The sequence below is a fragment of the Sphingomonas sp. 28-62-20 genome (assembly GCF_002281505.1).
This window is the reverse complement of the sequence record NZ_NCGH01000047.1, coordinates 1-12,493: the sequence shown is the minus strand read 5'-3', so window position 1 is coordinate 12,493 and position 12,493 is coordinate 1. Positions and strand designations below refer to the sequence as shown.

12 protein-coding genes and 1 pseudogene are annotated in these 12,493 nt (G+C 61.4%); 2 read left to right on the top strand and 11 right to left on the bottom strand.

Annotated elements, in window-relative coordinates; translation table 11 throughout:
- Positions 1–226 (top strand): hypothetical protein (locus B7Y43_RS19645; RefSeq protein ID WP_374133355.1); only part of this gene is annotated, 226 nt, incomplete at its 5' end.
- 253 nt (positions 227–479) lie between these two features.
- Here B7Y43_RS19645 and B7Y43_RS19640 read toward each other — a convergent pair.
- Together B7Y43_RS19640 and B7Y43_RS19635 are read right to left on the bottom strand one after the other, a co-directional pair.
- The gene (locus B7Y43_RS19640) at positions 480–740 is read right to left on the bottom strand and encodes a hypothetical protein (protein ID WP_015449245.1); all 261 of its coding nucleotides are present in this window, start codon (positions 738–740) and stop codon (positions 480–482) included.
- A 537-nt stretch (positions 741–1,277) separates the two neighbouring features.
- Entirely contained in the window at positions 1,278–1,892 is a 615-nt protein-coding gene (locus tag B7Y43_RS19635) for a recombinase family protein (RefSeq protein ID WP_374133354.1), read from the bottom strand.
- Between the two features lie 125 nt (positions 1,893–2,017).
- Between B7Y43_RS19635 and B7Y43_RS19630 the strand changes: the two genes are divergently transcribed.
- Positions 2,018–4,909, top strand: coding sequence for a Tn3 family transposase (locus tag B7Y43_RS19630; protein ID WP_374133353.1), 2,892 nt, complete (start codon positions 2,018–2,020; stop codon positions 4,907–4,909).
- Here B7Y43_RS19630 and B7Y43_RS19625 read toward each other — a convergent pair.
- The 9 genes and pseudogenes from B7Y43_RS19625 to istA form a co-directional block, all read right to left on the bottom strand.
- A complete protein-coding gene (locus tag B7Y43_RS19625; RefSeq protein ID WP_374133352.1) occupies positions 4,901–5,347 on the bottom strand; it encodes a nuclear transport factor 2 family protein in 447 nt (148 codons plus the stop codon). The genes B7Y43_RS19630 and B7Y43_RS19625 overlap by 9 nt on opposite strands.
- Before the next feature lie 5 nt (positions 5,348–5,352).
- Positions 5,353–6,222, bottom strand: coding sequence for a fumarylacetoacetate hydrolase family protein (locus tag B7Y43_RS19620; RefSeq protein ID WP_126848854.1), 870 nt, complete (start codon positions 6,220–6,222; stop codon positions 5,353–5,355).
- 67 nt (positions 6,223–6,289) lie between these two features.
- On the bottom strand, positions 6,290–6,706 hold the full coding sequence (locus tag B7Y43_RS19615) for a nuclear transport factor 2 family protein (protein ID WP_126848853.1): 417 nt from the start codon (positions 6,704–6,706) through the stop codon (positions 6,290–6,292).
- 49 nt (positions 6,707–6,755) lie between these two features.
- On the bottom strand, positions 6,756–7,661 hold the full coding sequence (locus B7Y43_RS19610; RefSeq protein WP_374133356.1) for a 3-keto-5-aminohexanoate cleavage protein: 906 nt from the start codon (positions 7,659–7,661) through the stop codon (positions 6,756–6,758).
- 37 nt (positions 7,662–7,698) lie between these two features.
- Positions 7,699–8,910, bottom strand: a complete 1,212-nt coding sequence (locus B7Y43_RS19605; RefSeq protein ID WP_099231114.1) for an IS256 family transposase — start codon at positions 8,908–8,910, stop codon at positions 7,699–7,701.
- Between the two features lie 142 nt (positions 8,911–9,052).
- Positions 9,053–9,409: a hypothetical protein gene (locus B7Y43_RS19600; protein ID WP_086486214.1), complete on the bottom strand. Its 357-nt coding sequence runs from the start codon at positions 9,407–9,409 to the stop codon at positions 9,053–9,055.
- Entirely contained in the window at positions 9,406–10,662 is a 1,257-nt protein-coding gene (locus tag B7Y43_RS19595; protein WP_374133351.1) for an aromatic ring-hydroxylating dioxygenase subunit alpha, read from the bottom strand. Before B7Y43_RS19595 ends, B7Y43_RS19600 begins: the two co-directional genes overlap by 4 nt.
- A gap of 132 nt (positions 10,663–10,794) precedes the next feature.
- Positions 10,795–11,574: an IS21-like element ISRsp3 family helper ATPase IstB gene (gene istB / locus B7Y43_RS19590; RefSeq protein WP_006955904.1), complete on the bottom strand. Its 780-nt coding sequence runs from the start codon at positions 11,572–11,574 to the stop codon at positions 10,795–10,797.
- Positions 11,564–12,493, bottom strand: a pseudogene (gene istA, locus B7Y43_RS19585) (IS21-like element ISRsp3 family transposase); the annotation flags it as partial. The pseudogene istA and the gene istB, both read right to left, overlap by 11 nt.

Below are 12,493 nucleotides of genomic sequence, written 5' to 3'. Positions count from 1 at the left end.
GGTCGCGCTGGAGGCCATCAACGATGTGATCGCGGGATATAGTGAGCAGATCGCGCTAGAGCAGGCTCGTCCCTCGCCGAACACAGCCCGGATTGCTTGGCTGGAAATGCGGACCGATCAGGCCGTTTCAGTCCACCGCTCGCTCAACGTGTGCGATGACGGCAACGTGCAGCAGGCGATTTCCGAATTTAGCGCCATCGTCCGCGCAAGGGATGAAGGGCGCTGATCCTATAGCCCCCGTCGCTTTTCACCTGATTGTCGGCCATCAAACCGGGATGAAATACCGCATCATCTACAGGTAGATGTAGGTGCTTGCAATCGTAGCGGCGTTTGCTTGCAAACAGAGCCTTTTTTTGCTCGGATTATCTGACAACCGGCTCGGCGATCTGCTCGCGCTATCTGCCAATGTGCTCGACATCATCCTGCGCTGCTCGCAATCATAAAGGTCTGCTCACATCCCCTGCCAGCGAAACAGGGCGTCAGCGCGGCACCCGGATGGAACCTTCCGCGATCCCCTCGGCGACATTGGAGAGCATGACGGCGTAGCGATGCAAACCGGGGAAGCGACCTGCGTTCTTGTCGATTTCACCGCCGTATCCGGCGTCGAGCAACGCCTTGAAGTCGGGCATCACGTCGAACATGCCGCCGAGCAGATCGATATCGGAGGCCCCGGTAAGCAACAGGGCGTTCGCATGGGCGTCGAGACGCTTCATCGTTTCCAGCATTTCGGTCCTGGTCATCGCATCCTGTCCGCTTGCGGGGTTCCATCGCCTAGCACGACGCGCCGGCCCTGTTCGCGAAAACCTTCCTTTCTGACGACCTCGCGGGCGGGCCATGACGACAACGCATTTCTGCGGCCCGCCGCTTGTCAGAACTGTTCTGGAAACCTGCTTCGCAAAAGCGCGTGCCGGCGACGGGTTTGGAGAACCCACGGGCGGGGAGCGTGAGCATGACGCCCCGTTTGCAAGCAGCGCCGGATGATGGCGAGCACACTGGCAGATAATTCGAGCAGGATGCCACCCGCCAGTGGCAGATAGCGTGAGCAGGAAATCTGGCTGTTTGCGAGCAGACGCCGTTATGATTGCAAGCGCCTACAATTATCGGCATCGACGACGGATGGTTTAGCCATGACCGTTCCGGCCATTTGCAATGATCACAGCTTGGCCGCGACCGCTATGCGGCGGGCGATGGAGAGACCTTCACGACCGCCAGCGGACAGGGGGCCTTTGCCTTCTGATCCCGAATCGAAGGGGACGTTTGCAGGAGGGAGCGAAATCCTACGCTAAGCCGAGGACGCGCTTTCCATAGTCCCGGAGTTCGCCCTTGGGGCCGACATAGCGGTAGAGAGTGACGCGCTCGATCCCGAGTTCCTTGCAGAGGTCGGAAACGGACGTGTCGCGTTGGGCCATAGCAGCCTGAGCGAGCCGCACCTGGGCCTTGGAGAGGGCGAACTTGCGGCCACCCTTGCGTCCCCGCGCGCGGGCAGCGGCCAGGCCAGCCATGGTGCGCTCGCGGATCATATCCCGCTCAAACTCCGCCAGTGTGGCAAAAATGCCGAACACCATCCGGCCCGATGGCGTCGTGGTGTCGATCTGCGCGCCCTTGCCGGTGAGCACCCGCAGACCGATACCGCGATCCGACAGATTCTGCACCGTGCTGACCAGGTGGGTGAGCGTTCGGCCGAGCCGGTCGAGCTTCCAAACGATGAGGACATCGCCGTCGCGCAACGATTTCAGGCAGGCGGCAAGACCGGGGCGATCATCACGGCTACCGGATGCACGATCATCATAGATATTGCCTGGCTCGACACCGGCAGCGCGAAGGGCATCGTGCTGCAGGTCGAGCGACTGCGAGCCGTCGGCTTTGGACACGCGGGCGTAGCCGATCAGCATGGATCACAAACGAAGGTTTGAGGCGGTGACGAACATGAGCACATAAGATTGGGCTATTGTGTATCTTAACCAGCATCTCAATCAAGCTATCTCAAACTGTAGCTCGGAAAGAATAAGGAGCATGTATGCCGCGTCGCGTGACCCTGACCGATCGACAGCGCGAGGCGCTGCTTCACTTGCCGGTCGATCAAGGTGAGCTGCTGCGGCACTATACCCTCAGCGATGAGGATCTCGGGCATATCCGCCAGCGCCGGCGCGCCCACAATCGTTTTGGCTTCGCGCTGCAACTGTGCGTCCTGCGCTACCCGGGCCGGGTGCTCGCTCCTGGCGAGTTGATCCCGGCGCAGGTATCGGATTTCATCGCGGCCCAGCTCGGCCTGACCAGCGACGATCTACTCCTCTATGCCGCGCGCGAGGAGACCCGGCACGAGCATCTGGCGGACCTTCGCCGAATCTACGGCTATCGCTCCTTTTCGGGGCGGGGCGCACGGGATTTGCGCGAATGGATCGCTCGGGAAGCCGAGGCGGCGACATCGAATGAGGATCTTGCCCGTCGCTTCGTTGCGGAGTGTCGCCGCACCCGCACGATCCTTCCCGGCTCCTCGACGATCGAGCGCCTTTGCGCCGATGCGCTGGTTGAGGCCGAGCGCCGGATCGAGGATCTTATCGCCCATCGCATCACGCCAACCCTGAGCGAGAATTTGGCTCACCTGTTGGAGGATACGGTGGATGGTCGCGTCACGCGCTTCGTATGGCTGCGACAGTTCGAGGTTGGCGCAAATTCAGCAGCCGCTAACCGGCTGATGGATCGACTGGAATATCTTCAAAGGTTCGATCTTCCGGCGGATTTGCTGGACGGCGTGCCGGCGCATCGTGTGACCCGGCTTCGCCGGCAGGGCGAGCGCTATTACGCCGACGGCATGCGTGATCTGCCCGAAGACAGGCGGCTTGCGATCCTCGCTGTCTGCACCCTGGAATGGCGGTCATCGCTGGCCGATGTCATCGTGGAGACCCACGATCGCATCGTAGGCCGTCTCTATCGGGCCTCCGAACGCCTTTGCAACACCAGGATCGCCGACGAAAAGGCGGCCGTTCGGGACACGCTGAAGTCCTTTGCCGAAATCGGTGGTGCTTTGCTTGGAGCGCAGGACGATGGCACGGCCCTGGACGGGATAATCGCCACCGGGCCTGGCTGGGAACGGTTCAGAACCCTTGTCGCCACGGCCTCCGCGCTGACCAACGTGCTCGCGGCCGACCCGCTCAGCCGTGTGCTGGACGGCTATCACCGTTTCCGCCTCTACGCGCCCAGGATGCTGCGCCTGCTCGACATGCAGGCGGCGCCGATCGCCACGCCTCTTCTGGCGGCCGTTGCGATGCTGCGTAACGGGATCAAGGTCGATCCGCCGGTGGATTTTCTACGTCCCAACTCGAAATGGCATCGTCATCTTCGCGCTGAGCCCAGCGGCGACCACCGGCTTTGGGAAATCGCGGTGCTGTTCCACATCCGCGACGCCTTCCGGTCCGGTGACATATGGTTGGCGGGATCGCGCCGCTATGGCGACCTCAAGCAGCTTCTGGTCCCGCCACAGGCGATAGAGCAGACCGCGCGGCTCGCCGTGCCGCTGCGACCCGGCGAATGGCTGGCCGAGCGCAGGGCTCGACTGGATACACGGCTGAAGGAGTTTGGCTGCGCGGCGCGAACCGGCACGATCCCAGGCGGCATCATCGAGAACGGCAAGCTGCACATCGACAAGCTGAGGGCCGACACGCCCGAAGGGGCCGAGGATCTCGTGCTCGATCTCTATCAACAGCTCCCGCCCGCGAGGATCACCGATCTGTTGCTGGAAGTCGATGAGCGAACCGGATTTTCCGAGGCGTTCACGCATCTGCGCACCGGCGCGCCCTGCAGCGACCGGATCGGCCTGATGAACGTGTTGCTGGCGGAAGGCGTCAATCTCGGTTTGCGCAAGATGGCGGCGGCGACCAACACGCACAGCTTCTGGGAATTGCTGCGGATCGCGCGCTGGCATGTCGAAGGCAGCGCCTATGATCGGGCGCTCGCCATGATCGTGGAGGCCCACGCCGCCCTGCCCATGGCCGCCTTCTGGGGACAAGGGCAATCGGCATCCAGCGACGGGCAGTTCTTCCTTGCTACCGAGCAGGGCGAGGCGATGAATCTGATCAACGCGAAATATGGCAACGTCCCGGGCCTCAAGGGATACAGCCATGTGTCCGATCAATATGCGCCGTTCGCAACCCAGGTGATCCCGGCAACGGTCAGCGAGGCTCCCTATATCCTGGACGGGCTGCTCATGAATGACGCGGGCCGCCGCGTTCGCCAGCATTTTGCCGACACGGGCGGCTTCACCGATCATGTGTTCGCCGCCTGCGCCTTGCTCGGCTACAGGTTCGCCCCCCGTATCCGCGATCTCCCTCAGAAAAGACTCTATGCCTTCACGCCCAACGCGACGCCGGCCAATGTGCGAGCGCTGGTCGGAGGTAAGATCAATGAACCGCTCATCGAGCGCAACTGGCCCGACATCCTGCGCATCATGGCGACGATCGCAGCGGGGATCGTCGCCCCCAGCCAGATTCTTCGCAAGCTCGCCTCTTACCCGCGCCAGAATGAGCTGGCCCTCGCATTGCGAGAGGTGGGCCGCATCGAGCGAACCCTGTTCATGATCGACTGGATTCTTGATGCCGGCCTCCAGCGCCAGGCTCAGATCGGCCTCAACAAGGGTGAGGCCCACCACGCCCTAAAGCGCGCCATCAGCTTCCACCGCCGAGGTGAAATCCGGGATCGATCCGGCGAAGGCCAGCACTATCGCATCGCCGGAATGAACCTGCTCGCCGCCATCATCATATTCTGGAACACCATGAAGCTCGGCGAGGTCGTCAATACCCGGGCCGCCAGCGGTACCCATATCGAGCCTGATCTACTCGCCCACGTCTCGCCGTTGGGATGGGAACACATCAATCTAACCGGGGAATATCGCTGGCCCAAATCCTTAGCGTAGGATTCCGCCCCCTCCCGCAAACGCCCCCCGATATGCAAACCGATATGCAAATCGCCATGATCCATCGACCATCGCAAAGTCGTCCTGGAACCAAACGACCCGAATCGCCGAAAGAGGATCGAATGTTCTGACCGCCTTAACCGGCTCGCCAGGCGAATGCAGGACCATGTTATAGACGGTGCCCCGCGCGGATAAGCTGTCCAGCGCAATAAGCTGAAAATTGTTCACGAAATGAACCGTCGTGACATCGGGCCGCTTCGCATAGGCATCAAGAATGGCAGCCCGGCCCGAAAGATGCTCGTCGTTGCGCACGAAGACGCCGTCATGCGTGAACAGATCGGCCAGTGCTTCGAAATTACGCTGGTCCAGATGCCAGGAGAAGGCGTTGCACAGCCGTTCGCATGCGAAGGAGGCGCTCATCCATTCAAGATCGTTCATGGCCGTCATTCTCCTTCCTGCCGCACAGAGTTGGCCAAGACGCCGATACCCTCGATCTCCACCTCAATCTCGTCTCCGGGCTCGAGCCATATCGGCGGCGTCCGCGCCGCGCCGACGCCGCTGCACGTCCCGGTCGATATGATGTCGCCAGGATTCAGCCCGTGAATATCGCTGACCAGCGCGATGATGGAGGCGACATCGAAGATCATCTGATCGGTATTGCCGTCCTGCATCACCTGGCCGTTGAGGCGTGTCTGCAAATGCAGCCCTCGCGCACCGGGAGGAAGATCTTCGGCCGTAACGATGCAGGGCCCGCACGCGCCAGAAGAATCGAAATTCTTGCCGGCTGCCAGTGCCTTGTTCAGCTGATAATCCCGCACCGAGCCATCGTTCACGATCGTATAGCCAAACACATGTTCGAGCGCGCGTTCAGCCGGAACACGCTTGCACGACCTGCCGATCACGATGGCCAGCTCACCCTCGAAGTCGAGCTGGCACGACGTCGCGGGCCGAAGCAACGCGGCGCCATGCGCGGCGAGCGAAGAGGGCACCTTGTGGAACAGGCCGGGAAAGGCCGGCGCTTCGCCGACCTTCGCTTCACTGAGGTGGTCGGCGTAATTGAGGCCGACGCATATGATCTTGCCGGGATTCGATATGGGCGGAAGCAGAGTCAGCGTGGCGGCGGTCAGCCGCAGATGCTCGGGCGCCGCCGCGCACGCTTGGGCGATCGCGGGCAGGATATCGCGATCCGCCTCGATCAGCGATGCCATCGACGCAGGGAATTGCGGGCCAAGGCGAGCGACTTCGATCACCGCATCCCGATATTGCACGCCAAGCGCCGGCTTTCCTGCGTTGTCGAAGGTGATGAACTTCATGGCGCTTTGTCCTTTATTTTCGCCAATATGCCGGCCTGCCGTGCCGGCAGGCGGGGGCCACAGAAAATCACATGTCGGCCGGTACGATCTTATTGCCGAAGAAGGCGATCTCCAGCATCGCGGTGTCGACGAACTCGACGATCTCAACGAGCTGATCGTCGCGGACACGCGTGACGAATGCGCAATGCGGCTGGTCGTAGACAATGCCAGTTGGCCCGACACCGCGGCCGGCGGCGAGCAGGACGGCGCGGTCGCCTTCGATGATCGGTGTGGAGAACGTCAGCTTCGGGGGATGCGCGAATGTCGCAAGCGCCGGAACCAGTGTCTCGAGCACTTCGCGTGCGCCGACATAGGTTCGGGATGCCGGCGTCTGGCCGACGATCGTGTAGCACCCATCTTCGGCCAGCATGCCGAACGCGCCGGCGAAATCGATCGCCTCAAGGCGTCGCATGAACTCGCCGACCACGGCTTTGGTGGATGTCATAGCCGGTCTACGCTCCTGTGTGATTTTGCGCCGAACCTCGTCGATGCGATTAGAAGTTCACCTTGGCCGACCCCTTCAGCGCCAATATTGCCCGCGCCTCGTCCGGGGTCGCGACCTCTCGGCCGAGACCGTGGATGACCTGCACGGCCTGGCGGACCTGTGAAGCGTTCGATTCGGCGAGCCTGCCCTTGCCCGCCCAAAGATTGTCCTCGAGCCCGACCCGGATATGCCCGCCCAGCGCGGCGGACTGCGCGGCGATCGCCATCTGACTGCGGCCCGCACCGAGCACCGACCAGTGATAGGCATCGCCGAACAGCCGATCGGCGGTGCGGCGCATATGCTGCACTTCTTCCGGATGGACCCCGATGCCCCCGAGCAGGCCGAAGCAGGTCTGGATGAACAGCGGCGCGGTAACGAGCCCTTCCTGGAAGAAATAGTTCAGGTTGTGCAGGTGCGCGGTGTCGTAGCATTCGAACTCATAGCGCGTGCCAGTCTCGTTCAGCGTATCGAGCGCGTAGCGGATGTCCTTGTAGCTGTTGCGGAACACGAGGTCGTGCGAGCCCTCCAGCATCGCGGGCTCCCAGTCATATTTGAACTCGGTGTGCCGTTTCAGCATGCGAAACAGGCCCAAATTCATCGATCCCATGTTTAGACTGGCGATCTCGGGCTTGAAGATTGCAGCGGGCTTCACCCGCGCTTCCATCGTCATATAGGGCGAACCGCCGGTCGTCAGGTTGATGACGACATCGGACTCCTGTTTGATCCTTCGCAATATCGGCTCGAACGCCTCGGGGCTCTGGTCGGGGCGCCCGTCCTCCGGATTGCGCGCGTGGAGATGGACCCGCAGGGCCGAGTCCGCGATTTCCTCCGCTGTTACTGGCAGGAATGGCGACATTGACGGTGTATGGATCGCGCCCGTTATCGCGCAGCTGATAATGAGGTCACGTCCGTCAATGTGGTGTAATTTCGGTGCTGGCCATCGGGCTGCATTTTCAGGCGGCCTTGGGTGTAATCTGTAGCGGCTGAACCTCCTCGGTTATGGGTGTGGCAAGGGCGGCCATGCCCTCGATCTGCATGTAGCGGTGCTGGAGCTGGTATTCATCGTTCTGCTCGAGCAGGACGGCACCGACGAGGCGGATGATGCTGTCCTCGTTCGGGAAGATGCCGACAACATCGGCGCGGCGCTTCACTTCCTTGTTCAGGCGTTCCAGCGGGTTGGTGCTGTGAAGCTTGACCCGGTGCTGCTCGGGGAAGGTCATGTAGGCGAGCACGTCGTGCTCGGCATCGTCCATGCAGGCGCCGAGCTTGGGCCATCTGGCGCGCAATTGATCGGCGACCTGACGCCAGACCTGAGTTGCGGCCGCATGATCGGGCTGGAGGAAGACTTGGCGGATCGCAGCAGCAACAACCGTGTTTTGGCCCTTGGGCACGTAGGCGAGCGCGTTCCTCATGAAGTGGACGCGGCAGCGCTGCCAGGTGGCGCTGAGCACGCGGGTGATCGCTGCCTTGAGGCCCTCGTGGGCATCGGAGATGACCAGCTTCACGCCGGTCAGGCCGCGGCGGGAGAGGTCCTTGAGGAAGCTCGACCAGAAGGGCTCGGCTTCGGAAGGGCCGATGTGCAGGCCGACGATCTCGCGCTTGCCCTCAGTGTTGACGGCGACGGCGATTATCGCGGCGACACTGACGATCCGTCCCCCCTCGCGCACCTTGAGGTAGGTGGCATCTAGCCAGAGGTAGGGCCAGTCACCGGCGAGCGGGCGCTTGAGGAAGGCATGGACGCGCTCGTCGATGTCTTTGCACAGCTTTGACACGGAGGACTTGGATATCCCGGTCATGCCCATCGCCTGCACCAGCTCATCGACGCGCCGGGTGCTGACCCCGGCAATCCACGCCTCCTGGATTACTGCGACCAGCGCCTTCTCAACAGTCTTGCGCGGCTCCAGGAAGCCGGGGAAGTAGGCGCCGGTCCGCAGCTTGGGGATCTTGAGGTTGAGCGTGCCGAGCCGGGTATCGAGACTGCGGTCGCGGTAGCCATTGCGCCAGGTCGTGCGTTCGCCCGATCGTTCATGGCGGCCAGCGCCGACCAGGCCGTCGACATCGGCCTCCATAATGATCTGCAATACGCTCTCGGCGATCGTACGCAGGAAATCTCCATCTCCGGTCTTCGCCATCAGTTCGGCAAGCGGTAGTCTGTCGTCGGTCATCGGGATCAACTCCTCGGTGGGCGTGTGAAGTGTGGTAACTCCACCTTACCGATGAGCCCGGTGGCCACCGAGTTCGAAATCGCATGGGGTGATAATGACCTTGCCGGATGTCATCCGATTGCCTCCCGAAAAACTTTGTGCCTCAGCCGAACGGCGCGACGCCGCTCAGCACGCGGATGCCATGCGGGAATGGCGTGTTGGGAGCTTGCGGCTGCCCGTGAACCTCCACCGCCATCGACGCTTGTCCTAGCGATAGCAGCAGGCAGAAAAGCGTCGCGTTCTCGCCTTCGATCGCATCCAGCGGAAAAGGTTTGAGATAATCGAGTATCGCTGGCGCGCGCTCGACCATGACGTCGTAAAGGAGCATGATGTCTTCCATCGAAGCTTCGCAGCGCGCCTTGGTGCGCGCCTCGATGGTTCGCCCCGCCCAACGGTCCACCAGCGGCTCGAGATCCTTGAACCCGGCGGGCAGGGTGGTCGCGATCTTCGCGTCGGTCATGCCAGCGCCTCCCGCACGGTGCTCGCCTTCACCCATTTATCGAGGGTTGAATGGAAATGGCGAATGGCGACCTCATTTTCCTGCAGATACATGAAGCCCTTTGCGCGCGATTGCATGCCTTTCTGGGTACGGGCGACATTGGCCAGATCCTCGAGCACCACCTCGACGACCCGGCTGATGAAAAGCTCCTGCCGGAAGCGTTCGGCAACGGTCGCCGCAGGCGGCACGTAGAAGCGCGCTTCATACCGCGTGGTCTTGTGCGACGTCGGCCAGAAATTATGTGTCCAGAAACCGCCCGGCCCGACGTCGATATGGACGTGCGGAAAGACATGGTAGACGTCCTGCGCCCAACTCGTCGATTTGGTGGGATTGACCGCCGGATGCTCGAGAAAGCTAACCAAGGCAGGATCGTTGCTGCACGAGGTCACGCTCGCGGTGCTATGCGTATCCTGCCCCAGCCGTTCGACCTTGTTCGATGGCTTGGCAGCATAATTTGCGTTGCCATAGACCGATATCAGCCTGTGCGCGCCGAGCATCCGCGCATCGAGCGGTTGCGCGAACGGGTTTTCGGGAGAGGCGTAGGTCGTCCCGATCGTCTCGGCGTGGATCACGGGGATGTGATAGGTCTCCATGCCGGCATCGCAGAACGCCTTCCAGTTGGCATCGATATCGACCTGGATGACGATCGGATGGTCTGCGGCGGGATATGGTATGCCCGCCATCAGGTCAGCGAGCGGACCCAGAAACTCTCGCAACGAAACCTGCGGCTCGGGCGACAGGTTGATGAAGACCCATCCTTCCCAGACCTCGGCTGCGATCGGGGTAAGTCCGCAGTTCTTCTTGTCGAAATTGAAGAAGGAGGACTCATCGGGCACGCCGACCAAGCTGCCGTCGTTCTTGTAGGTCCAATTGTGATAAGGACAGACGAACTTCCCGGCATTGCCTGATGGCTTGAGGACGACATGGCTGCCACGATGCGAGCAGACATTGTGGAAGGCCCGCACATGGCCTCCCTTGGAGCGCGTGATCAGGACATTCGCATCGCAGACATCGATGTCGCGGGTGACGAAGTCCCCCGCATTTGGGATTTCCTCCTCCCGGCCCAGCAGCAGCCAGGCGCGACGGAACACCTGCTCCTTTTCCCGCGCATAATGTTCGGGCGAGATATAGGATTCGACCGATACCGGGCCGGTCGACAAACCCGCTTCCACCGTCACGTTGGATGGCGATAACTTGAAAAGCTGCTCGTTCATGTCGACTTCCTCTCTGTCCGCTCTGCTCGCAATGGGTTATCAGTGTTGAGTTGCACTGAGAAGTGACCCGGGATTTTCATTGAGAAGTGACCCGGGTGGGCGTGGATGATGTACTGCCTGCGACGAGCAGGGTCAAGCGGGTGATTTGTCCTTTCTGGATTTTGGGGCGGCGGAACTGGCTCTGAAGCGGAAGCTGTCATTGCCGGTTTCAAGGATATGGCAATGATGCGTGAGGCGATCCAGCAGGGCGGTGGTCATTTTGGCATCGCCAAAGATACTGGACCACTCGCTGAAGCTCAGGTTGGTGGTGATAACAACGCTGGTCCGCTCATAGAGTTTGCTGAGCAGATGGAACAGCATGGCCCCGCCTGAAGGGCTGAAGGGTAGATATCCCAGCTCATCAAGGATGACGAGGTCGAGGCGCAACAGACGCTCGGCCAACTGGCCCGCTCTGTTTGCGGCCTTTTCCTGCTCCAACGCATTGACCAGATCGACGGTGGAGAAGAAGCGGATCTTTTTGCGGTGATGCTCAACCGCCTGGACGCCCAAAGCCGTCGCGATGTGGCTTTTGCCGGTGCCTGGTCCGCCGATCAGTACGACGTTGTCGGCGCTATCCATAAAGTCACCACGGTGAAGTTGACGCACGAGCGCCTCGTTGACCTCACTGACGGCAAAGTCGAAGCCTGCCAGATCCTTGTAGGCCGGGAACCGGGCTGCCTTGATCTGGTAAGCAATGGACCTGACCTCCCGCTCGGACATCTCCGCCTTGAGAAGCTGTGAGAGGATCGGAACGGCAGCATCAAAGGCTGGCGCGCCCTGCTCGATCAGATCACCAGCGGCTTGCGCCATGCCATACATTTTGAGGCCACGTAGCATGACAACCACAGCGGCGCTGGCCGGATCATGACGCATGGCGTAACGCCCTCAGCGTGTCGTAGCGTTCGACATCGGCAACAGGCTCCTGGGCGAGGCGCAGGGCCTGCGGGGCATCGATTGGGGATGCCGGTGGAGCCTTGCCATCGATCAGGCGGTGCAGAACATTGAGGATGTGGGTTTTGGTCGGCACCCCAGCTTCGAGGGCCAGTTCGACGGCGCTGAGCACAGCCTGTTCGTTATGCTGTAGAACAAGGGCGAGGATTTCGACCATCTCCCTGTCACCACCGAGCCGCTTGAGCAGATGCCCCTGCAGTTGCCGGAAGGCTTCGGGCATTTCGAGGAATGGCGCCCCATTGCGCAAAGCGCCAGGCTTGCGCTGAACAACTGCCAGATAGTGCCGCCAGTCATAGATCGTCTGCCCCGGCTTCTGGTGAGAACGGTCGATAATCCGGTTGTGCTCGCACAAGATTTGCCCCTCGGCCGCGATGACCAACCGATCAGGATAGACCCGCAGGCTCACTGGCCGGTTCGCAAAGGATGCAGGAACGCTATAGCGATTGCGCTCGAACGCGATCAGGCAGGTCGGCGACACGCGCTTGGTATGTTCGACAAAGCCATCGAAGGCCCGCCCCATCGGCATCAGGCTGATAATCTCAACGGCGTGCACATCGGCAACTGTGCCGGGGAGGACGCCATGCTGGATTTCTCCCCATTGTGCGATGCACCGCTCTTCCAACCAGGCATTGAGGGCATCAAGATCTGGGAAGTTGGGCATTGGCTGCCATAACCGTCGACGCGCATCCTGAACGTTTTTCTCGACCTGACCTTTCTCCCAGCCTGAGGCCGGATTGCAAAAATCCGTTTCGAACAGGTAGTGGCTGGCCATGGCAGCGAACCGCGCATTGACCTGTCGGACTTTGCCCTGGCCGATCCGGTCTACAGCCGTCTTCATATT